20 protein-coding genes and 1 other RNA gene are annotated in these 22733 nt (G+C 64.4%); 6 read left to right on the top strand and 15 right to left on the bottom strand.

Going from position 1 to position 22733, the window contains the following annotated elements; translation table 11 throughout:
• Positions 1-33: 33 nt before the first annotated feature.
• From LNV23_RS03020 to recA, 6 genes are all read right to left on the bottom strand, one after another.
• A complete protein-coding gene (locus LNV23_RS03020) occupies positions 34-765 on the bottom strand; it encodes a TerC family protein (protein ID WP_263561592.1) in 732 nt (243 codons plus the stop codon).
• Between the two features lie 221 nt (positions 766-986).
• A complete protein-coding gene (sucD, locus tag LNV23_RS03025; protein WP_263516223.1) occupies positions 987-1880 on the bottom strand; it encodes a succinate--CoA ligase subunit alpha in 894 nt (297 codons plus the stop codon).
• A gap of 31 nt (positions 1881-1911) precedes the next feature.
• Positions 1912-3072, bottom strand: coding sequence for an ADP-forming succinate--CoA ligase subunit beta (gene sucC / locus LNV23_RS03030; protein WP_263516222.1), 1161 nt, complete (start codon positions 3070-3072; stop codon positions 1912-1914).
• Positions 3073-3095: 23 nt separating this feature from the next.
• Positions 3096-3698 (bottom strand): DUF2889 domain-containing protein, encoded by a 603-nt coding sequence (locus tag LNV23_RS03035; RefSeq protein WP_263561593.1) that lies wholly within the window; start codon positions 3696-3698, stop codon positions 3096-3098.
• Positions 3699-3912: 214 nt separating this feature from the next.
• Complete coding sequence (locus tag LNV23_RS03040; protein WP_263561594.1) at positions 3913-4533, bottom strand: regulatory protein RecX; 621 nt, start codon at positions 4531-4533, stop codon at positions 3913-3915.
• 116 nt (positions 4534-4649) lie between these two features.
• Positions 4650-5693, bottom strand: coding sequence for a recombinase RecA (gene recA, locus LNV23_RS03045; protein ID WP_263516220.1), 1044 nt, complete (start codon positions 5691-5693; stop codon positions 4650-4652).
• Positions 5694-5848: 155 nt separating this feature from the next.
• Between recA and LNV23_RS03050 the strand changes: the two genes are divergently transcribed.
• Positions 5849-6526: a response regulator transcription factor gene (locus tag LNV23_RS03050; protein ID WP_263516219.1), complete on the top strand. Its 678-nt coding sequence runs from the start codon at positions 5849-5851 to the stop codon at positions 6524-6526.
• A gap of 30 nt (positions 6527-6556) precedes the next feature.
• Positions 6557-8062: a sensor histidine kinase gene (locus LNV23_RS03055; RefSeq protein WP_263561595.1), complete on the top strand. Its 1506-nt coding sequence runs from the start codon at positions 6557-6559 to the stop codon at positions 8060-8062.
• Here the strand turns inward: LNV23_RS03055 and rodA are convergent.
• From rodA to LNV23_RS03085, 6 genes are all read right to left on the bottom strand, one after another.
• Complete coding sequence (rodA, locus tag LNV23_RS03060) at positions 8053-9213, bottom strand: rod shape-determining protein RodA (protein ID WP_263561596.1); 1161 nt, start codon at positions 9211-9213, stop codon at positions 8053-8055. The genes LNV23_RS03055 and rodA overlap by 10 nt on opposite strands.
• A complete protein-coding gene (gene mrdA / locus LNV23_RS03065; protein ID WP_263561597.1) occupies positions 9210-11309 on the bottom strand; it encodes a penicillin-binding protein 2 in 2100 nt (699 codons plus the stop codon). Before mrdA ends, rodA begins: the two co-directional genes overlap by 4 nt.
• A gap of 34 nt (positions 11310-11343) precedes the next feature.
• Positions 11344-11865, bottom strand: coding sequence for a rod shape-determining protein MreD (mreD, locus tag LNV23_RS03070; protein ID WP_263561598.1), 522 nt, complete (start codon positions 11863-11865; stop codon positions 11344-11346).
• Positions 11862-12857 carry a rod shape-determining protein MreC gene (gene mreC / locus LNV23_RS03075; RefSeq protein ID WP_263561599.1) on the bottom strand — a complete coding sequence of 332 codons (996 nt, stop codon included), beginning with the start codon at positions 12855-12857 and terminating at the stop codon, positions 11862-11864. The genes mreD and mreC overlap by 4 nt, the downstream gene beginning before the upstream one ends.
• Positions 12858-12881: 24 nt before the next feature.
• Positions 12882-12968: non-coding RNA, sX9 sRNA (locus tag LNV23_RS03080), on the bottom strand.
• 56 nt (positions 12969-13024) lie between these two features.
• A complete protein-coding gene (locus LNV23_RS03085) occupies positions 13025-14068 on the bottom strand; it encodes a rod shape-determining protein (protein ID WP_102768596.1) in 1044 nt (347 codons plus the stop codon).
• A gap of 282 nt (positions 14069-14350) precedes the next feature.
• On the opposite strand from LNV23_RS03085, the gene gatC reads away from it, so the two are divergent.
• The 3 genes from gatC to gatB are packed head-to-tail and all read left to right on the top strand — an operon-like array spanning position 14351 to position 17620.
• A complete protein-coding gene (gatC, locus tag LNV23_RS03090) occupies positions 14351-14650 on the top strand; it encodes an Asp-tRNA(Asn)/Glu-tRNA(Gln) amidotransferase subunit GatC (protein ID WP_102768597.1) in 300 nt (99 codons plus the stop codon).
• Positions 14647-16164 (top strand): Asp-tRNA(Asn)/Glu-tRNA(Gln) amidotransferase subunit GatA, encoded by a 1518-nt coding sequence (gene gatA, locus LNV23_RS03095; protein WP_263561600.1) that lies wholly within the window; start codon positions 14647-14649, stop codon positions 16162-16164. Before gatC ends, gatA begins: the two co-directional genes overlap by 4 nt.
• A 4-nt stretch (positions 16165-16168) precedes the next feature.
• The gene (gatB, locus tag LNV23_RS03100) at positions 16169-17620 is read left to right on the top strand and encodes an Asp-tRNA(Asn)/Glu-tRNA(Gln) amidotransferase subunit GatB (protein WP_263561601.1); all 1452 of its coding nucleotides are present in this window, start codon (positions 16169-16171) and stop codon (positions 17618-17620) included.
• 109 nt (positions 17621-17729) lie between these two features.
• Here gatB and LNV23_RS03105 read toward each other — a convergent pair whose 3' ends face one another.
• The 3 genes from LNV23_RS03105 to LNV23_RS03115 form a co-directional block, all read right to left on the bottom strand.
• Positions 17730-18446, bottom strand: coding sequence for a hypothetical protein (locus LNV23_RS03105; protein ID WP_263561602.1), 717 nt, complete (start codon positions 18444-18446; stop codon positions 17730-17732).
• A 23-nt stretch (positions 18447-18469) separates the two neighbouring features.
• Complete coding sequence (pyrE, locus tag LNV23_RS03110; protein ID WP_263561603.1) at positions 18470-19165, bottom strand: orotate phosphoribosyltransferase; 696 nt, start codon at positions 19163-19165, stop codon at positions 18470-18472.
• A gap of 117 nt (positions 19166-19282) precedes the next feature.
• Complete coding sequence (locus LNV23_RS03115; RefSeq protein WP_263561604.1) at positions 19283-21556, bottom strand: TonB-dependent receptor; 2274 nt, start codon at positions 21554-21556, stop codon at positions 19283-19285.
• Positions 21557-21862: 306 nt separating this feature from the next.
• Here LNV23_RS03115 and LNV23_RS03120 point away from each other — a divergent pair, with 306 nt between their 5' ends.
• Complete coding sequence (locus tag LNV23_RS03120) at positions 21863-22663, top strand: exodeoxyribonuclease III (RefSeq protein WP_263561605.1); 801 nt, start codon at positions 21863-21865, stop codon at positions 22661-22663.
• Positions 22664-22733: the final 70 nt, after the last annotated feature.

The following is a 22733-nucleotide window of genomic DNA, read 5'->3' on the forward strand; positions in this document are numbered from 1 at the left end:
TCTCCAAGAATGCGCCGAAGCGCGCCTAGCCTGTCAATCGCTGCGGATGCGGCGGCGCGCGATCCACTTGCCGCTCAACAGAACCAGCAGGGCACCGGCCACGCCTGCACCGTAATGCAGAGCAGGCATTACGGCCACATTGCCCGGCTTGTCGCCTTCGACCGTCGGCACCCAGCTGGCCAAGGCCGGATCACCGACCATCATGGTGCCGGCAATCCAGCCGAGCAGCATGGCGCCCACAGTGATCACGACCGGGAACCGGTCCATTAGCTTGATCACCAACTGGCTACCCCAGACGATGATGGGAATTGAGACCAGCAGGCCAAAGATGACCAGAGGCATTTGATGGTCGCCGCCACTGCTCTGTGCCGCGCCAGCGATGGCGATGACATTGTCCAGGCTCATCACGAAGTCAGCCACGATCACGGTCTTGACCGCCGCCCAGAGCTTGTCGCTGGCCTGGATATTGCCGTGCTCGTCTTCATCTTCGGGCACCAGCAGCTTGATGCCAATCCAGAGCAACAGGGCTGCGCCGACAATTTTCAGGAAGGGGACCTGCAACAGCGTCAGTGCGAAGAAGATCAACACGACCCGCAGCACGATGGCGCCGGCCGTACCCCAGATGATGCCCTTGGTGCGCTGAGCATCAGGCAGCTTGCGGCAAGCCAGGGCGATCACCACCGCGTTGTCGCCACCCAGCAGGATGTCGATCATGATGATCTGGCCGACAGCCAACCAAAATTCGGGACTCGTCAAAGTGTCCATTGAGATATCTAAAGTTGCTGCCCGCAGGATGGAAATGCCGGTTCAGGCATGTGCCGCCCCACTATAGCGAAGGCATGGTTCAAAGCATGCACCCATGAAAAAAGGGGCTGATGCCCCTTTTCTCATGTCGATGCACGGCGTGCGTGCAGTCTGCCGCCAGCCGAGCCGGGCTTCGATGCGTGAAATTACGCATTCGCCCGGCGGCCGGCATGTCGCTCAGTTCAGAGCAAGGCCTTCAGCAGCTTGGCCATCTCGGACGGGTTGCGCGTGATCGTGAAGCCGCACTCTTCCATGATGGCCAGCTTGGCGTCGGCCGTGTCAGCGCCGCCTGCGATCAGCGCACCGGCATGGCCCATGCGCTTGCCCGGAGGGGCGGTCACGCCGGCGATGAAGCCAACCACCGGCTTCTTCATGTTCAGCTTGCACCAGCGAGCGGCTTCGGCTTCGTCAGGGCCGCCGATTTCACCGATCATGATGACGGCGTCGGTGTCCGGATCGTCGTTGAAGGCTTGCATCACGTCGATGTGCTTCAGGCCGTTGATCGGGTCGCCACCGATACCGACGGCGCTGGACTGACCCAGGCCGATTTCGGTCAGCTGAGCCACGGCTTCATAGGTCAGCGTGCCCGAGCGCGAGACCACGCCGATGCGGCCCTTGCGGTGGATGTGGCCGGGCATGATGCCGATCTTGATTTCTTCGGGCGTGATCAGACCGGGGCAGTTGGGGCCCAGCAGCAAGGTCTTCTTGCCACCGGCCGCTTCCTTGGCCTTCATCTTGTTGCGGATTTCCAGCATGTCACGGACGGGGATGCCTTCCGTGATGCAAATCGCCAGATCCAGGTCGGCTTCCACAGCTTCCCAGATGGCGGCCGCAGCACCGGCGGGCGGCACATAGATCACCGACACGGTGGCGCCGGTTTGCGAAGCGGCTTCCTTGACGGTGGCGTAGATTGGGATGTCCGAGAACTTCTCGCCGGCCTTCTTGGGGTTCACGCCCGCCACGAAGGCGTTCTTGCCATTGGCATAGGCTTGGCAGCCCAGGGTGTGGAACTGGCCGGTCTTGCCGGTGATGCCCTGGGTGATGACCTTGGTGTCTTTGTTGATGTAAATCGACATGATTTTTTTCCTTGCGTGGGCTTAGGCAGACTCAGGCAACAGCGGCGACGATCTTGGTCGCGGCTTCGGCCATGGTGTCGGCGGCAATGATGGGCAGGCCGGATTCGGCCAGCATCTTCTTGCCCAGCTCTTCGTTGGTACCCTTCATGCGCACGACCAAAGGCACGGAGAGGTTCACGGCCTTGCAGGCCGTGATCACGCCTTCGGCGATGGTGTCGCACTTCATGATGCCGCCGAAGATATTGACCAGGATGCCCTTCACTTCAGGGTTCTTCAGCATGATCTTGAAGGCTTCGGTGACCTTCTCGGCGGTGGCGCCACCGCCCACGTCCAGGAAGTTGGCCGGCTCGCCGCCGAACAGCTTGATGGTGTCCATGGTCGACATGGCCAGGCCGGCGCCGTTCACCAGGCAGCCGATATTGCCGTCCAGGCTGATGTAAGCCAGGTCGAACTTGGAGGCTTCCACTTCGGCCGGATCTTCTTCGTCCAGATCGCGGTAAGCGACGATCTCAGGGTGACGGAACAACGCGTTCGAATCGAAGTTGAACTTGGCGTCCAGGGCGATCAGATTGCCCTTGGAATCGCAGTTCAGCGGGTTGATTTCCACCAACGAAGCGTCGGTGTCCATGTAGCACTTGTAGAGCTTGGCGAAGATGTCGACGGCTTGGTCGACCGACGCCCCGGTGAGGCCGATGGCAGCGGCGATCTTCTTGCTTTGTTCGGCGGTCAGGCCCACCAGCGGGTCGATCATCTCGGTGATGATCTTCTCGGGTGTCGAGTGAGCGACCTCTTCGATGTCCATGCCGCCTTCGCTGGAAGCGATGAAAGCGACCTTCTGGGTGCCGCGGTCGGTGACCAGGGACACATAGAGTTCGTTCTTGATGTCAGCGCCGTCTTCAATGTAGAGGCGACGAACCTTCTGGCCCACCGGGCCAGTCTGGTGCGTGACCAGCTGCATACCCAGGATCTGCTCGGCGAGTGCCTTCACATCTTCCAGCGAACGGCCGAGCTTGACGCCGCCGCCCTTGCCACGGCCACCGGCGTGGATCTGGGCCTTGACCACCCAAACCGGGCCGCCCAGCTTTTGTGCAGCTTCGACGGCTTCTTGCACCGTGAATGCGGGAATGCCGCGCGGCACCGGCACGCCGAACTGGCGCAGGATTTCCTTGCCCTGGTACTCGTGAATCTTCATAGGGGTCTCGCTTGTGAGGAAAGTCAGGAAGAGGAGGCGGGCATCGCGACGACGGCGGCTGGCCTTGCGGCTACGTCGGCGCTGCGATACCAGCGAGGGTAATGGTTTCGGACCACATCGCCATCGCGACGCAGCGCATGGCAGCGATCCAGCTGAAACGGAGGCTGACCGTCGGCACTGCCTTCGCGCACGTCGAGAACCAAGCCGGCAAAGGCCTGTATCACAGCCGTGGGAAGGATCTGACACAGCTCGGTCAGGTGGGTGCAGCCCTTGACGCCGGACAAGCGCTCCTTGACGCCGAGCCGAAATCCTTTCATCAGATTCAGGCCGACCAGGCGAGCGTAGGCATCACCATGCTGATCACACACACCGGCATAGGGGGACCAGCTGGTGGTGGAGCGGGCCGCATGAATTTGCAGGTCGGCATCCACGGTCAAGACCAGCTGCATGGCATGAATCGGATCGCCAGCCAAGCGCAAACCGCTGGCCAAAGGCAGATCGCGCGTCTTGACGTCCGTCAAACCCGCCTCGACCTCATAGAGGCCGTCATCGCGTGCATAGATCTGCACATCGATGGCGCGGCGGTGCAGCAAACGGCGCTCGGAAGTGGGAAATGGGAGGGGCATGGGTGGCAAAACGGCTTCGCAAACCCGCAGCGGACGGCATCAAACCACACCCCGCCGGGCATTTGCGCAGGGCGAGAATGTAGCATGTCGCACTGCACAAAGGCTTTCATGAAGCTGTCGGCACCACAGCCGGAGGCGTGGTGACACGTCAGCAAAGCCCACAAGTTTGAGCTGGGTCAAGCGACTTGGCACCCACTATCTCGATACGAGTGATTCAGTCGTCCGCCTCGACCGGGCCGCGCAAAACACGCCGGACCGACTCGCCGCCAAAGCCGCGGCCGATCAGAAATCGGGCGTGCTTGGCTCGCGTGGCGGCATCCTCGGGCCAATGCCCGCCGAACTTTCGCTGCCAGACGGCTCGCGCGCGCTCAATCTCGCTGTCCTTGAGCGAGGCCAGCTGGTCGCCGCTGAGCTGCAAACCATGCTGGGCGAGCTCCAACTTGATGCGTTGGCTGCCGAAACGGGCCGCACGGGCATGAACGCGGGCGTCGACAAAACGCTGTTCGCTCAGATACCCGCGCTCCTGCAGGAACAGCAGCAGGGCATCGACTTCAGCTCCGAGGTCGGCATCACCGCCATCCTCGTCGAGGTCTTCGTCGGGGCTTTGGCCCTGACCCAGCGTATCGCCCCCTGTTTCTGAGCAGGGCTCAGGCACGAACCAAACAGCCAGGCATGCAGCAGGCTCAGCTGCGGCGGCTGCCTGGCGCTGCTGAGCCGCGCGCAGCTCGCGCGCAATGCGCAGCAGCTTTCGCCGCAGCTCCGCCCGGCTGTGCTCCCGCTGGGCCAGCAGCGCAATGGCGCGAGCCTTGAGGGACAGGGGCTTGCCGGCTTTCATGCAAAGGAAGGGAGTGCCGTGAAAGTACAGGCGACCAACAGGGAATGACAGGCTGCAGGGAGCCCGTGATGCAAGAGCCCGAGCGGCGCATGGCACCGGGCTCTTGCCGCGCCCTCTTACTCAGCCGCGCCGCCGGCCTTGTTCATCGGCGCGACGCCGAGCGACTCGCGGATGCGGTTCTCGATTTCGCGGCTGACGTCGGGGTTCTCGCGCAGAAATTCGCGCGCGTTGTCCTTGCCCTGGCCGATCTTCTCGCCCTGGTAGGCATACCAAGAGCCGGACTTCTCGACCACCTTGGCGACCACACCCATGTCGATGATTTCGCCCTCACGGCTGATGCCTTCACCGTAGAGGATGTCGAACTCGGCCGTCTTGAACGGCGGTGAGACCTTGTTCTTGACGACCTTGACCTTAGTTTCACTGCCGATGACGTCATCGCCCTTCTTGATCGAGCCGATGCGGCGGATGTCCAGGCGCACCGAGGCGTAGAACTTGAGCGCATTGCCGCCGGTCGTGGTTTCGGGGCTGCCGAACATCACGCCGATCTTCATGCGGATCTGGTTGATGAAGATGACCATGCAGTTGGTCTTCTTGATGGTGGCGGTCAGCTTGCGCAAGGCCTGGCTCATCAGGCGGGCTTGCAGGCCGGGCAGGGAGTCGCCCATTTCGCCTTCCAGCTCAGCCTTGGGGGTCAGTGCAGCGACCGAGTCGATCACGATCAGGTCCACGGAACCGGAGCGCACCAGGGCGTCAACGATTTCCAAGGCCTGTTCGCCGGTATCGGGCTGGCTGATCAGCAGCTCTTGCAGATTCACGCCCAGCTTTTGTGCGTACTGGATGTCCAGGGCATGCTCGGCGTCGATGAAGGCACAGGTACCGGCCAGCTTTTGCATTTCGGCGATGACCTGCAGGGTCAGCGTGGTCTTGCCCGAAGACTCCGGGCCGTAGATTTCGACCACGCGGCCGCGCGGCAGGCCGCCGACGCCCAAAGCGATGTCCAGACCCAGCGAACCGGTGGAAACCACCTGGATGTCCTCGATCACCTCGCCCTCGCCCAGGCGCATGATGGAGCCCTTGCCAAACTGCTTCTCGATCTGGCTGAGAGCGGCCTGCAGAGCCTTGGCTTTTTCGGTGTTGAGCGCTTTGACGGGGGCATCCATGATTTGTTCTCCTGAAAAGGTCTGGGCGGATTATGGCGCAATCTGTATGTTTGTACAGTAGTTTGTCGACCAAGCTGCAACAAGTCAGGCGCTGCAAGCGCTGTCCATAGAATGGATGACCCTGGCCATACCCAAGAGCGAACGGAGACAAACGCATGCGCATCCTGATAGCCGAAGATGACCAAGTTCTGGCCGATGCCTTGTTGCGCTCCCTGCGCGCCTCAGGCTATGCGGTGGACCAGGTCGGCAGCGGCACCGAAGCCGATGCTGCCCTTGCTTCGCACGAATTCGACCTGGTGATCTTGGACCTGGGCCTGCCGCGGCTGCATGGCCTGGAGGTGCTGCGCAAGCTGCGCGCTCGCGGCTCGTCCATGCCAGTGCTGATCCTGACGGCAGCCGACAGCGTCGAGCAGCGCGTCAAAGGTCTGGACCTGGGCGCCGACGACTACATGGCCAAGCCCTTCTCGCTTCAGGAGCTGGAAGCTCGGGTGCGCGCCCTGACCCGACGCGGCCTGGGCACCGCGTCCAGCGTTATCAAGCATGGGCCGCTGAGCTTCGATGCGACCGGCCGGGTCGCCTATATCAACGAGCAGATGATTGAACTGTCCGCGCGCGAGTTGAGCTTGCTGGAAGTCCTGCTGCAACGCGCCGGCCGACTCGTCAGCAAGGACCAGTTGGTCGAACGCCTCTGTGAGTGGGGCGAAGAGGTCAGCAACAACGCGATCGAGGTCTACATCCACCGCCTGCGCAAGAAGATCGAGCAGGGCCCGATTCGCATTGCTACCGTGCGCGGCCTGGGCTACTGCCTGGAGAAGATCCAGCCCGGCGCCTGATGCCCCTCGCCAACGACTGGAGCCACGGCCATGGCGGCTGAAACCGGCCAACGCTCGCTGTTCGGTGAGATCCTGGACTGGATGCTCGCGCCGCTGCTGCTGATCTGGCCGATCAGCGTGGCCCTGACCTGGCTGGTGGCACAAGGCATTGCCAGCCGGCCCTATGACCGTGAGCTCGGCGAAATGGCCCGCACCCTGGGCCTGCAAGTGGCCTCGGCCGCGCCGCTGGCCGAGGGGCGCAGTGCGCGCTCGCGCTATGCCCTGGCGCCCGAAGCGGCCGCCCTGCTGCGCGCCGACGAGACCGACACGGTCTATTACCAGGTGCTGGGCCTGCGCGGCGAGCTGCTCAACGGCGACGCCAAGCTGCCCGTGCCGCCCGAGGACGATGTCATCGTGCCCTGGGAGCTGCATTTCCGCGACGAAGACATGGGCAGCGAGCGCGTGCGCGTGGCCTACCTTTGGGTCGCGCCCGAGGGCATGGCCGGGAGCACCCAGACTATGCTGGTGCAGGTGGCCGAAACCCTGGGCAAGCGCTCGCGCCTGACCAACGAAATCATCAAAGGCGTGATCCTGCCGCAGTTCGTGATCCTGCCTCTGGCGGTGCTGCTGGTCTGGCTGGCCTTGGCGCGCGGCATCGCGCCGCTCAACGAGCTGCAGCGGCGCATCCGCTCGCGCGAGAGCTCGGACCTCAGCCCCATCGACGAGCGGCGCATCCCCGATGAAGTCGCGCCACTGGTCCGGGCCATCAACGACCTGCTGGCGCGCCTGGACCAGTCCATCAGCAGCCAGAAGCATTTCCTGGCCGACGCCGCACACCAGCTCAAGACCCCACTGGCCGGTCTGCGAACCCAGGCCGAATTCGCCCAACGAGAAATCGACGAAGGGCGCAGCGAGCCGGCCGAGCTGAAGCGCTCCTTGCAGCAAATTGCCCTTTCCAGCCAGCGCGCTGCACACATGGTCAACCAGCTGCTGGCCATGGCCCGCGCCGAGGACCAGGAACATGCGGCGCAGCGCAGCGAGGTCAACCTCGCCGAGTTGGCCACCGAAACCGTGCGCGACTTCGTGCCACGCGCCCTGGACAAGCGCATCGACCTGGGCTACGAAGGCCCCGAGCCCGATGGCTGCAGCCTGAGTCTGCTAGGCCATGGCCTGCTGATCCGGGAACTGATCCGCAATTTGGTCGACAACGCCCTGCTCTACACGCCGCCGGGCGGCACGGTCACTGTGCGCATCGTCGAGGACCCCTTCGGCCAGGTCTGTGTGCTGCAGGTCGAGGACTCAGGACCAGGCATTCCCGAGAGCGAGCGAGACAAGGTCTTCCAGCCCTTCTATCGGGCGCTGGGAACCAATGTCGATGGCTCCGGCCTGGGCTTGGCCATCGTGCGCGAGATCGCGCAACAACATGAGGCCGAGCTGACACTGGACGACACACGACCCCGCCGCCCCGGGCAGCAGCCAGAGGCCGATGGCCAGGGGCCGGGTGCGCGCTTCACGGTGCGTTTCCACTCCCGGCCCATGGCGCCAGCTCAGGACTGATTGAAGCGCCGCGATTTGGAGATTGACATCAGCAGACCAAGGCCGAAGCCCAAGGTCACCATGGCGGTGCCGCCGTAGCTGATGAAGGGCAAGGGCACGCCCACCACGGGCAGGATGCCGCTGACCATGCCCATATTGACGAAGACATAGGTGAAGAAGCTCAGCGTGATGGCGCCTGCCATCAAACGTGAAAACAGGGTGGGCGCGTCCGATGCAATCATCAAGCCGCGCATGATCAGCGCGGTGAAACCAAGCAGCAAGCCGAGCGCGCCGAACAAGCCGAACTCCTCGCCATAAGCGGCAAAGATGAAGTCGGTGGTGCGCTCGGGAATGAACTCCAGATGGGTCTGCGTGCCCTTCATGAAGCCCTTGCCGGTCAGGCCGCCCGAGCCGATGGCGATCTCGCCCTGGATGATGTGGAAGCCCTTGCCGAGCGGGTCTTTGGTCGGGTCCAGCAAGGTGCAGACCCGGTTCTTCTGATACTCGCGCAGCACCGGCCAGGTCACATCGGGCTGGCAAATCGCCTCCTCGCTCATCACCAAGGCGGTGATGGCCGCCCCAGCCAGTACAAAGGCCGGGATGATCAGCCGCCAGGACAGGCCGGCGAAGAAGATCACATACAAGCCGGTGCTCAGCACCAGGATGGACGTACCCAGATCCGGCTGCTTGGCCACCAATCCCACCGGGATCGCCAGCAGCACAAAAGCCGCCACAAAGTCCGGCAGACGCAGCTGCCCCTCACGCTTCTGGAACCACCAGGCCAGCATCAATGGCACGGCAATCTTGAGGATCTCCGAGGGCTGGATCTGAGTCACACCGATGCTGAGCCAGCGCGTCGCCCCCTTCTTGGTGATGCCGAACAAGGCCGTGGCCAGCAGCAAGGTCACCCCCACCACATAGAGCGGCATGGCCAGAGCCATCATGCGCTGCGGCGGCACCTGGGCGACCAGGAAGATGATGGCGATGGCCAGCACGGTGTTGCGGCCATGATCAACAAATCGCGTGCCGTGGTCGTAACCGGCCGAATACATGCACACCATGCCCAGACCCATCAGCCAGGCGATGGCCAGCAGAAGAGGCAGGTCGAAGCCGCTGAACCAGGGCCGCAGGCGCTGCCACCAGTTCGGACCATTGAAGGCGTTGGCGCTCATGGGCGGGCTCCTGAGGCGGCAGGCTTGAGCGCGCCGGGCTTGGCAGCGCTGGCCGCCAAGAGTGCGGCTGGCATGGAAGCGGGCGCCAAGGCAGCCGAGGCAGCCGGCAAACTGCCCGAAGCGGCCACCGCCGCCGCAGCCGGCGCCTGACCCGGCAAGGGCACCTGCTCGATGCGACGTGGCTGCCCCACCGGCGCGGTGGTCTTGCCCAGCTGGGTCAGGGCGATGTCATCCTCGCTGGGGTACTGACCCATCAGCATGAAATCGAACACCCGGCGCGCAATCGGCGCAGCCGAGGTTGAGCCAAAGCCGGCGTTCTCGACGATCACGGCCAAAGCGATGGTGGGCGCTTCCAGTGGCGCGAAGGCGATGTAGAGCGAATGGTCGCGCTTGCGCTCATCGGCCTTGATGTCCTTGTAGCGCTCGCCGGCGCGCAGGCCGATGGCTTGCGCCGTGCCCGTCTTGCCGCCACTTCGATAGCCGGCGCCGTTGAAGGCTGCGCGCGAGGTGCCTTCGATAGTCACCCCGTACATGGCATTGCGGATCACATCGACCTGCTCAGGCTTGAGAGACAAGGGCGGCAGTGCGTCGCTGGCAACGCGCCGCTGCTCATGGCGCACCACATCTTCGATTTCGCGCACCAAGCGCGGCTTGAAGCGCTGGCCGCCGGTCGACAAGGTGGACACGGCGGTGGCGATCTGCAACATGGTGAAGTTGTTGTAGCCCTGGCCGATGCCCAAGGAGATGGTCTCGCCGGCAAACCACTTCTGGTTCGCCGGGTTGCGGGCAAAGTAGCGGCGCTTCCAGGCTTGCGAGGGCAGCACCCCAGTGACCTCACCCTGCACATCGATCTCGGTCTTGCGGCCGAAGCCGAAGGGTTCGAGTTCGTCATGGATCAAGTCCACGCCCATCTCGTTGGCGAGGCTGTAGAAGTAGACATTGGACGAGCTGACGATGGCCAGGCGCATGTCCTTGGGCCCGGGCCGGTCGGTTTCCGGGCTGCCGAAGGTGCGGCCACCAAAGCTGTAGGTCAGGTTGTCCATGACGATGGTGCCGGGCGCACGTTTGCCGCTGTTGAGCGCGGCCATGGCCATGAAGGGCTTGAAGGTCGAGCCGGGCGGGTAAGTGCCGCGTAGCGCGCGGTTCAGCAGCGGTTTGTCCAGGTCTTCGTTGAGATCGCGCCAGCTGTCGGCGTCAATGCCGTCTACGAAAAGATTGGGGTCAAAGGTGGGCTTGGAAACAAAAGCCAGCACCTCGCCATTGCGCGGGTCGATGGCCACCAGGGCACCGCGCCGGTCCTTGTAGAGCTCTTCCACCAGGGCCTGCAGGCGGATGTCGATGGACAGCATCAGCGTGTTGCCCGGGGTCGGCGGCCGGTGGGCCAGGCGGCGCACGGCACGGCCACCCGCGCTGGTTTCGACCTGTTCGAAGCCGGTGATGCCATGCAGCTCGCGCTCATAGCTCTGCTCCAGGCCCAGCTTGCCGATGTACTCCGTGCCACGGTAGTTGGCGATGTCCTCGTCCTCCCACTCGTCCATGGCTTTTTTCTCAGCCTGGTTGATGCGGCCGATGTAGCCGATCAAGTGGGCGCCGACCTCGCCCAGGGGGTAGCTGCGGAACAGCCGCGCCTTGATCTCGACGCCGGGGAAGCGGAAGCGCTGGGCGGTGAAGCGAGCCACCTCGGCCTCGCTCAACTTGGTGCGGATCGGCAAGGACTCGAAGTTCTTGTTCTCGCTCATCAGCCGCTTGAAGCGGCGGCGATCGCGCGGCGCCACCTCGAGCAGTTGGGACAGGCTGTCGATGGTGGCCTCGAGATCGGGCACCTTGGAGGGCGTGATCTCCAGCGTGTAGGCCGAGTAATTGCTGGCCAGCACAACGCCGTTGCGGTCCTTGATCAGGCCGCGGTTGGGGACGATGGGCACCACAGTGATGCGGTTGGACTCGGCACGGTCCGACAGACTTTCATGCTGGATCACCTGCAAAAAAATCAGACGTGCCAGCAGCAGGCCGAAGCAGAACAGCACGAAGGCCGCCGCAGCCAAAAGGCGCAAGCGAAAGCGGCCGAGCTCCTGCTTGACATTCTTGAGCACCGTCATGGCAAGCCCACCCGGTCAGACCGCAGGCCGTGCTTCACAGCGGCCGGTGCGCATCGCGGTCCGGCGCACGGCGCTGCGGCGCCAGCAGCAACACGCTCGCCAGCGGCCACAACAGGGTTTCAAACAGCGGCGCCAGCAAGAGCGTCCAGCCCGGCCACATACCCCCGACCGCCAGGCGCACCAGCAGAGATACAGCATGGGCGAGCACAAACAGCGGCAGCACCTGCAAGGCCTGAGCGCCAAGGCTGAAGCCGGTCAGGCGGCGGTGCAGGGTGATGGCGCCGAAGCTGAGCAGGCTGTAGGCCAGGGCATGCTGGCCCAGCAAAGCACCATGGTGAATATCAATTAGCAGGCCCAGCACAAAGGCCCAGACCACACCGACCCGGCGCGGTTGGTGCACCCCCCAGAACACCAGCACCACCGACAGGAAGTCGGGCATGGCGGGGAAACGGCCGATCGGCACCATATCAGCCAGCAAGGCCAGGAACAGGCTGAGGGCGATGAAGGCCGGATTGACCGGCAGCAGCAACTGGCCGGCGCCGCGCGGCATGATCATGGTTGGCCTCCGCTGCTCTTGGCGTCTGCCTTGGCCTCAGCCTTGGCTTCTGCCGCCGCGGCCTTGCGCTGGGCCTTGAGGCTGGCGGCCGAAGCGGCCTCTGCGGCCAGCACGGCTGCCGCTTCGGCCTTGGCCTTGGCATGCTGTTCCTGGGGCTGCAGCACCAGCACATGGCGCACGCTGTCGAGCTGGGCGACCGGCTGCAAGCGCACGCTGGCAAAGCTGGTGTCGCCGCGACGCTCCACCGATGTGACCTTGGCCACCGGCAGGCCCGAGGGGTAGACCCCGTCCAGGCCCGAGGTAGACATCAGGTCGCCCGGCTTGATGTCGGCATTGGCGGCCAAGAAACGCAGCTCCATGCCATTGCCGTCGCTGCTACCGAAGGCAGCATTGCGCGCCTGCGTGCGGGTGTTGAGCACGGGAATGGCGGCGTCTTTGTCACTCAGCAGGGTGACCTCGGCCGACAAGGTGTAGACCCGGGTCACTTGACCCAACACGCCGGCGTCGTTGATGACCGGCGAACCGGCCTGTACGCCGTGGCGGCTGCCGCGGTCGATGACCACGCGGCGCGAATAGGGGTCGGCCGCTTCATACAGCACTTCCGCCGACAACGAGGCCACCTCCAGTGCCGGGCGCAACTCAAGCAGCGCCCGCAGACGCTGGTTCTCCGCCTGCAACTGGGCTGCACGTGCCAGACGTTCGGCCTGCTCCACCAGTTGCTGACGCGCCAGCGCTTCCGCCGCCATGGCCCGCTCGGTGCCACGACGGTAGTCGCCGAAGCTCTCCCAGGCATCGACCGGAGTCAGCAGCAGGCGCTGGAAAGGATGCAAGACCAAAGCCAGGGCAGCTCGGGCCGGCTCGACCACATGAAAGCGCGCATCGGCCACCATCAGGAACAGCGCCAGCGCCGCGCACAGCACCAGCCGCGCCTGGGCGGACGCGCCCTGGCGAAAGAAAGGTGGCGGGTTGCGATCTGGGGGGCCGAGGGGCATGGCGCTCTTGAGGATCAAACTGACCGCTAACGCCCGCTCTCAGCAGCCGTAGCGAGCGGGCATCAGGCGAGGCGGACGGAGCGGAGCAACCGGAACGTACTGCTTGTACGTGAGGATTGCGAGCACCGCCCAACGACGCATGATGCTCGCGCAGTAGGCAAAAACAATCACTCGGAGGTGAAGATGGAGCCGAGGCGCTCCATGCGCTCCAAAGCCATCCCGCAACCCCGCACCACACAAGTCAGCGGATCCTCGGCGACCAGCACCGGCAAGCCGGTTTCCTCGGCCAGCAGGCGGTCCAGATCGCGCAGCAGGGCGCCGCCGCCGGTCAGCATCATGCCGCGCTCGGCGATGTCGGCGCCCAGCTCGGGCGGGGTCTGTTCCAGCGCGTTCTTCACGGCGGAGACGATCTGGTTCAGCGGGTCGGTCAGGGCTTCCAGGATCTCGTTGGACGAAATCGTGAAGCTGCGCGGCACGCCTTCGGCCAGATTGCGGCCCTTGACTTCCATTTCCTTGACCTCGGAGCCCGGGAAGGCGCTGCCGATGTTCTTCTTGATTGCCTCGGCCGTAGGCTCGCCGATCAACATGCCGTAGTTGCGGCGGATGTAGTTGATGATGGCTTCGTCGAACTTGTCGCCGCCGACGCGCACGCTGCCCTTGTAGACCATGCCGCCCAGGGAGATCACGCCCACTTCGGTGGTGCCGCCGCCGATGTCCACAACCATGGAGCCGGATGCTTCGCTTACCGGCAGGCCGGCGCCGATGGCGGCCGCCATCGGTTCTTCAATCAGGTAGACCTCGGAGGCACCGGCGCCCAGGGCCGATTCACGGATGGCGCGGCGCTCGACCTGGGTAGAACCGCAGGGCACGCAGATGATGATGCGCGGGCTGGGGCGCAGCATCTTGGAGTCGTGCACCATCTTGATGAACTGCTTGAGCATCTGCTCGGTGACGGTGAAGTCGGCGATCACGCCGTCCTTCATCGGGCGGATCGCCTCGATATTGCCCGGCACCTTGCCCAGCATGGCCTTGGCCTCGCGGCCCACGGCCTGGATGGTCTTCTTGCCGTGCGGGCCACCTTCATGGCGGATCGAGACGACCGAGGGTTCGTCCAGGACGATGCCCTTGCCGCGCACATAAATCAGCGTGTTGGCGGTGCCCAGATCGATGGCGAGGTCGGAGGAAAAATAGCGGCGCAGGGAAGCGAACATGATGTGTCTGGAGCGCAAACCACCTACATCTGAGCCTGTGGGCTGGAGATCGTGGGCAGCTCGCGGGTTGGTCGGGAGGTCTGAATGGGGTCGGGCTGTTCGGTGTTCGCCATATGCAACGAGGCTGCGTGAGCCCTTGCGGCGACGCAGCCCCGTGACATTGGAGATAAGCGGAGATAATACCCGATCACCCCCTAGTTACCGGCTGGGACGGGCCGTTTGTTGCGCTCTTTACAGCTCGCCACGGCCTTTGTTTCCGCCATCTCCGGACCCGGTTTCCCCATGGCCTTGACACCACAAGACGTAAGCCGCATCGCCCATCTGGCGCGCCTGGAGCTGCAGGAGGCCGAAAGCGCCGCCCTGCTGCCCCAGCTGAATGACTTCTTCTCCATCGTCGAGCAGATGAGCGCGGTGGACACCGCCGGCGTCGAGCCGCTGTACACCCCGCTGTCGGCCATCCAGGAGGTGCATCTGCGCCTGCGCGAGGACGCCGTCACCGAAAGCAACCAGCGCGAACTCAACCAGCGCAGCGCCCCGGCCGTGGAAGACGGCCTGTTCCTGGTTCCCAAGGTCATCGAATGAGCATCTCGAACAACACCCCCCTGCACGATCTGGGCGTGGCCGAGCTGGGCCAGGGCCTGCGCGACAAGCAGTTCTCCAGCGTCGAGCTGACCGAGCACCTGCTGCAACGTGTCCAGTCCAGCGACGCGAAGCTGGGCGCCTTCCTCCATGTGGACGCCGACCACGCCCTGGCCCGTGCCCGTGCGGCAGACGCCCGCCTGGCCGCCGGTGAAGGCGACCAAGCCGGCGACGCCCTGATCGGCGTGCCGCTGGCGCACAAGGACATCTTCGTCACCGCCGACATGCCGACCACGGCCGGCTCCAAGATCCTGGCCGGCTACCGCAGCCCTTTCGACGCCACCGTGGTGGCACGCCTGAACGCGGCCGGCACAGTCTCGCTGGGCAAGCTCAACTGCGACGAGTTCGCCATGGGCTCGGCCAATGAAAACTCGGCCTACCAGCCGGTGGCCAACCCCTGGGACGCCAGCCGCGTGCCGGGCGGCTCTTCGGGCGGCTCGGCCGCTGCGGTGGCCGCGCGCCTGCTGCCGGCCTCCACCGGTACCGACACCGGCGGCTCGATCCGCCAGCCGGCCAGCTTCACTGGCATCACCGGCATCAAGCCGACCTACGGCATCTGCAGCCGCTACGGCATGATCGCCTTTGCCTCCAGCCTGGATCAGGCCGGCCCCATGGCCCGCTCGGCCGAGGACTGCGCCCTGCTGCTCTCGGCCATGAGTGGCTTTGACGAGCGCGACGCCACCAGCGTGCAGCAAGCCCCGCAAGACTTCCACGCCCAGATGCTGATCGCTCGCGAGGGCGCCTCGGCAGCCCAGCCGCTCAAGGGCCTGCGCATCGGTCTGCCGCGCGAGTTCTTCCCAGCCGCCCTGTCGGCCGATGTCAACAGCGCCGTGCGCGCCGGCCTGGCCGAGCTGGAAAAGCTCGGCGCCACCCTGGTAGATGTGAGCCTGCCGCGCACTGAGCTGGCGATTCCGGTGTACTACATCATTGCTCCGGCCGAGGCCAGCTCCAACCTGAGCCGGTTTGACGGCGTCAAGTTCGGCCATCGCGCAGCCAAGTACGACGATCTGCTCGATATGTACAAGAAGACCCGTGCCGAAGGCTTCGGGGCCGAGGTCAAGCGCCGCATCATGATCGGCAGCTACGTGCTGTCTCACGGTTACTACGACGCCTACTACCTGCAGGCGCAAAAGCTGCGCCGCATGATTGCCGACGATTTCCAGCAGGCCTTCAAGCAGTGCGACCTGATCGCCGGCCCGGTGGCGCCCACCGTGGCCTGGAAGCATGGCGAGGGCAAGGACGACCCGGTCAAGGCCTACCTCGCCGACATCTTCACCCTGCCCGGCTCGCTGGCCGGCCTGCCCGGCATGAGCGTGCCCGTGGGCCTGGGCGAAGGCGGCATGCCGGTTGGCTTGCAGCTGCTGGGCAACTACTTCAAGGAAGGCCAGCTGCTGCACACCGCACACGCGCTGCAGCAAGCCACCGACTGGCACCGTGCCGCTCCCGCAGGAATCTAAGCACATGGCATCTAGCAAATTGATCCGTGGCTACGAGGTCGTGATCGGCCTGGAAAACCACGTCCAACTGTCCACCGTTTCCAAGATCTTCAGCGGCTCCTCCACCGCCTTCGGCGCCGAGCCCAACACGCAGGCTTCGGCCGTGGACCTGGCCCTGCCGGGCACCCTGCCGGTGCTGAACCGCGGCGCCGTCGAGCGGGCCATCCGCTTCGGCCTGGCCGTGGGTGCCAAGGTGGCGCCGCTGTCCATCTTCGCGCGCAAGAACTACTTCTACCCCGACCTGCCCAAGGGCTACCAGATCAGCCAGTTCGAGATCCCGGTGGTGCAAGGCGGCCGGGTCGAGTTCTTCGTCGGCGACGAGAAAAATGTCGTCAACCTGACCCGCGCCCACCTCGAGGAAGACGCAGGCAAGAGCCTGCACGAGGACTACCACGGCCAGAGCGGCATCGACCTGAACCGCGCCGGCACGCCGCTGCTGGAGATCGTCTCCGAGCCCGAGATGCGCTCCGGCGCCGAGGCCTGCGAGTACGCCAAGACCCTGCATGCGCTGGTGATGTGGTTGGGCATTTGCGACGGCAATATGCAGGAAGGCTCCTTCCGCTGCGACGTCAACGTCTCGGTGCGCAAGCCCGGCGAGCCCTTCGGCACGCGACGCGAGATCAAGAACCTGAACAGCTTCCGCAATCTGATCCAGGCAGTCGACTACGAGGTCAACTGGCAGATCGACGAGATCGAGGACGGCCGCAAGATCCAACAGGCGACTGTGCTTTTCAACCCGGACACCGGCGAGACGCGCAGCATGCGCAGCAAGGAAGACTCGGCCGATTACCGCTACTTCCCCGACCCCGACCTGCCGCCCCTGGTGATAGCCGCCGACTGGATCGAACGCGTCAAGGGCGAGATGCCTGAGCTGCCGCGAGTGATGGCGGCCCGCTTCGAGCAGGCCGATGGTCTGACCGCCTACGACGCCGCCCTCATGACCCAGAGCCTGGCCACTGCACGCTTCTACGAAGCGGCCAAGGCCGTTTGTGGCGCGCCCAAGCTGGTGGCGAACTGGCTGCAAGGCGAAGTCTCACGCCGCCTCAACAGCGAAGAGCGCAGCATCGAAGCCAGCCCGGTCAGCCCCGAGCTGCTGGGTCAGCTGATCCAGCGCATCCAAGACGGGACGATCTCGAACAATGCGGCCAAGCAGGTGTTCGAGGCGCTGTGGTCGGGCGAGGGTTCCGAAGTCGACGCGGTGATCGAAGCCAAGGGCCTGAAGCAGGTCAGCGACACCGGCGCCATCGAAGCCATCCTCGACGAGGTGCTGGCGGCCAATCCGAAATCGGTGGAAGAGTTCCGCGCCGGCAAGGACAAGGCCTTCAACGCCCTGGTCGGCCAGGCCATGAAAGCCACCAAGGGCAAGGCCAACCCGGCCCTGGTGAACGAGCTGCTGAAGAAGAAACTGGCCGGCTGAGCTCCCGGCTCCAGGTTCACACTCCGACAGAAGCGGCGCCTCGGCGCCGCTTTTTTCTTGGGCTCAACAGTCGTGCGTTTGCCCCGCGCAAGGAAAAGGGCCGCAGCGCTCAGCGTGGGCTGGAAGCCGCCGACTCCGCGCTGCTGCTCATCGCGCCCAGGCTGCCGGGCGCGGAGCCAGTCCAGAGGCGTTTGAGGCGAGCCAGCTCTTCGTCGTAGCGGGCATTGATACGCACCATTTCAGCGCGCGAGTTGCCGATCAACTGCTGCTGGGCCAGGGCCGCCGCGTCATTGCGGTCGAGCTGCTGCTTGAGCTTGGGCGGCAAGGGCTTGCCCTTGTAGAACTCGGTCTCGTCGAGCAGGGGCTTGCGCTCTTCGGCCAGTTCCTTGATGCGGCGCTCCGAGATCTCGATGCCTTTCTTGACGTCGTCCAAAGCCAGCGTGCGCGCTTGCTGATGAACCTGGGCGTTCGGGAATCGCAGCATCAGATTGCGGTCTCGACGCACGGCATCGTTCCGGGCAGCCTGCTCCGAAGCCAGGCGGCGCTCTTTGGCTTCCTGCGCGGCACGCTCCTCCGGCGAAAGGAAGGGCGGCAAGACGGCCCGCTGCGAACCGTCGGCATTCAAGATGCGCTGCTCACGCGCGGTGCATTCGGCAATCGGCCGGTCCGAGGTCAGGCGGCGGCCGTCCGGCAAAGCACAGCTGTAGATGCCACTCGTTCCCGTGCTGGGTGCTTGCGCCACGGCCTGTGCCGTGGCGGCGCAAGCCAGCGCCAGCACAGTGGCCGTGCCCACGGTCCAGTTCATGCGAATGAAGCAATGGGCCATAGCAGTGGCGGGAGCAGCAATCATCAGACTCCGTAACGATCCCGATAGGCCTGGACAGCGGCGGCGTGGGCCGTGACTTCGCTGTCGCTGGTGGTGCGCAAGTATTCCAGCAAGTCGGCCAGACCGGCAATCGCTATCACCGGCAGTTGCAATTCTTCACTGACGTACTGCACCGCGGACTTGGGACTCTCGACGCCGTTCTCGACCGCCTTCTCCTGGCGGTCCAGGGCGATGGTGACGCCGCAAGGCGTGGCGCCTGCCGCGGCGATCATGGCGATGGATTCGCGCACCGAGGTGCCGGCGGAGATCACATCGTCAATGATCAAGACCCGACCCCGCACCGGCGCACCGACCAAGCTGCCGCCTTCACCGTGATCCTTGGCTTCCTTGCGGTTGTAGGCGTAGGGCTTGTTGTGGCCCAGACGCGCCAGTTCCACGGACAGAGCGGCGGCCAGGGTGATGCCCTTGTAGGCGGGGCCGAAGATCATGTCGAACTGCAGGCCCGAGGCGATCAGGCGCTGAGCATAGAACTGCACCAAACGGCCAAGCTTGGCGCCGTCATCGAACAAGCCGGCATTGAAAAAGTAGGGGCTCAGCCGCCCTGCTTTCGTTTTGAACTCCCCGAAACGCAAGACACCAGCCTGCACGGCGAAGGCGACGAATTCCTGGGCAAGCAGGTCGGGTGCGGCGGGCGTGGAAGTCGTGGACGAGGCGTTCATGGCGGGTTCATGCGAGAAGTTGCAACACATTGTAGGGGCGCAAAAAAGCCCGTCCCCCCAAAGAGGGACGGGCTTCGGGCCGTGAGAAATACCGGCGCGGGCCGCCGGAAACAGGGCTTAGAACAAGGCCTTGAACTGCAGACCGTAGGTGCGCGGGTCGTTGATGAAACCGGTCAGGTTGTTGAAGGCGATCGCGCCGTTGACCACCACCTTGTTGGTGATGTTGCGGCCAAAACCGGCGACTTCGTACTTGCCGTTGTCCCAGGTGTAGCCGACGCGAATGCCGCCTTCCAGCAGCGACTTGCCGGTGAACTCCACCGAAGGCAGCAAGAAGAAGTTGATCTTCGAACGGTAGGCCCAGTCGGTGTAGACAAACACTTCGCTGCCATCAGCCAGCGGGATGCCGTAGCGTGCGGTCACGTTGGCAATCCACTTCGGTGCGTTGGGCAGGGGGTTGTTGTACAGGCTGTAGCGACCCTTGCCATCGGGCGTACCGATGGGGATGGCACCGCTGCCGGGGCGCACGTCGAACAGGCTCGAGTCCTTGATCTTGGTGTCGTTGTAGCTGGCACCCAAAGTCAGCATCAGGTTCTCGGTGGGCAGCAGATCAAGGTTGATCTCGAAGCCCTGGCCGGTGGCTTTGCTGGCATTGAGCAAGGTGTTGGTGTTGCTGGTCGAGCCCACGGCGGTCAGCTGCTGGTCCTTGACCTTGTAGGAGAAGACATTGGCCGACAAGCGGGCGCGACGCTCCCAGAAGTCGCTCTTGATGCCCAACTCGTAGGAGGTGACGTTCTCCGGGCGGGCCTTGCTCTGCGCACCGAAACCATCGGCCGGATAGATCGAGGCAGCACGGAAGCCGGTCGCGACCCGCGCGTAGAGGTTGGTCTCGCGGCTCAGGCTGTAGGTGCCGGACAGGTCCCAGTTGACCTTGTTGTTGTCGGTCTCGGCGCTGGTGCCCGCGGTGTCGATGACCTTGCCGGTGGTGGCCAGGGTCTTCTTGTCGTTGGTGTAGCGCAGGCCGGCACGCAACTTCAGCTCGGGCGAGACTTCATAGTTGATTGAACCGAACAGGGCCCAAGCCTTGTTGGTCTGACGGGTGCTGATCAGCGGCGGCACGGCAGCCGTGTAGTCGTACGACTCCATGGTGTAGCGCTCGTCGAAGAAGTAAGCGCCACCCTGCCAGCGCAGCGGGCCGGCCGCGTTCGACTCCAGGCGCAGTTCCTGGCTCAGCTGGCGGTGGTCACGCAAAGCGTCCGAAGTTTCGACCGGGAAGAACACCTCGCCTTCCTTGTCGTATGGCGGCAGCTTGAAGTTGCTGGGGATGACTCGCAGGATGTAGCCGCCGTCCACATCGGCGCGGCTGAAGGGCTGCACGGTTTCGATGGCCGTGATCGAGTGCAGGGTCATGCCATCCAGCGCCCACTTGAGCTTGGCGCTGCCGCCGGTGGCGTGCAGGCGCTGCTCATTCTTGCCGTCGATGTACATCTTGGCCGGGTCGAAACCCGCCACCAGTTCGTTCGTGCCCGGCTTGATGATGCTAGAGCGGAACATGCGCGGCGAGCCGTCCAACTCGCGGTTGTGCACATTGAACAGGGCGCTGAAGGCCTTGCTCGGCTCATAGAGCGCCTGAATGCGCACGGCGCGGTCGTCATAGCCTTCGGTGGCCGGCGTCTGCGCATTGGGCACCTGGTTCTTGACCCAATCGTCGCGGTGCTGGACCTGGGCCGAGATGCGCGCCGCCCACTCGCCGCTCAAGGGCAGGTTGAAGGCGCCTTCGAGGTTGCTGGTGCCATAGGTGCCGTAGGAGAAGCTCGCATAGCCCTCCTGCTTCTTGCCCGGCTTGACCGAATCGAACTTGACCACGCCGGCCGGCGTGTTGCGGCCGAACAGCGTGCCTTGCGGGCCGGCGATCACTTCCACGTTCTTGACGTCGAAGACCGGGAAGCCCTTCAAGATGGGGTTTTCCTGCACCACGTCGTCATAGATCAAGGAGACGGGCTGCGAGGCATTGAGGCGGAAATCGGTGTTGCCGTAACCGCGGATGTAGAAGCGGGGGAAGGCGCGGCCGAAGGAGGATTCGATGTTCAGGCTGGGCACGCGGCCGGACAGGAAGCGCACGTCCTGGCCGCTGGAGTTCAGCACATCGAGCTTCTCGCCGCTGATGGCGGAGACGGCATTGGGCACGTCCTTGATGTTCTCGGTGCGGCGCTCGGCGGTGATGACCACCGTCTCCAGCTTGCTCTTGTCGGCCTTGGCGGCCGAGGCTTCGTCCGAAGTCTGCGCCAGCGCGGAGCTCAGCGGCCAGGCGGCCAGCACCAGGCTGAGCGCCAGAGTCAGGGGGCGAGGCGAAGTCAGGGGGGCGGGGGAATGATCGGGGTACTGCGCTTTCATGCGGGGAACTCCATGGATGAACTGATGAGGGCTGCCAAAGGCTGAATCAACCAGGCGGCCCGGGCGGCCGCACCGTTCTGGCGCGACCAATTCAATAAACGTTGCAATCTAGCAAGCGGCGTGCCCGAAACCGACTTCAGGGCCCGAAGAAGCGCGATGTGTCGCCAAAACCCAGCAGACCAATCAAGATACCAATTTCTCTCAATCCGGCAGCAGCCTGCTGACACGAGCCGGCAAGCCATTTGCGATACTGCCGCGCGCGCACCACCCCACCCCATCCGCACCCAGCCAGCGAGACTCTGTCCCATGCGTTTCATCACCGCCAATCTGAACGGCATCCGCTCCGCCGCCACCAAAGGCTTCTTCGACTGGCTGCTGGCACAAGGCGCCGATGCCCTGGGCGTGCAGGAGGTGAAGGCCCAGGACGAACATGTGGCCGGCGTGTTCTGCAGCTCGGGCGAACTTCAGGGCCATTTCCACTACGCTGAGAAGAAAGGTTACTCAGGCGTCGGCCTCTACACCCGCGAGGAACCGAGCGAGGTCTTGATCGGTTTCGGCATCCCGGAGTTCGACGCCGAAGGCCGCTACATCGAAAAGCGTTTCGACAAGCCCGGCCGCAAGCTCAGCCTGATCAGCTGCTACTTCCCCAGCGGCAGCAGCGGCCCCGAGCGGCAAGAAGCCAAGTACCGCTTCCTCGACGCCATGCGCCCGCATCTGGCCGCGCTGAAGGCCGAGCGCGAATTCATCCTGGTCGCCGATGTCAACATCGCACACAAGGAGGCCGACCTGAAGAACTGGAAGGGCAACCTGAAGAATTCCGGCTTCCTGCCCGAGGAACGCGCCTGGCTGGACCAGCTCTTCGGCAGCGGCAAGGGCCAGGGCGGCCTGGTCGACGTCTACCGCCAGCTGCACCCTGACACCACCGACGAGTGCTACACATGGTGGAGCAACCGGGGCCAGGCCTACGCCAAGAACGTGGGCTGGCGCCTGGACTATCACTTCGCCACGCCGAAGCTGGCGGCCTTGGCCAAGCGCGCCGCCATCTACAAAGACCAGAAGTTCAGCGACCATGCGCCGCTGACGGTGGATTACGACTTCAGCCTTTGAAGTGCAGCGATAGCCTCGGCTCTAGAAGCCGCTCCATCACCATCACGCTGAATGACGCCCGTGCTTTCTC

Source organism: Kinneretia sp. DJ1R-11, from assembly GCF_025717595.1.
In the GTDB taxonomy this organism is placed as follows: Bacteria; Pseudomonadota; Gammaproteobacteria; order Burkholderiales; family Burkholderiaceae_C; genus Paucibacter_A.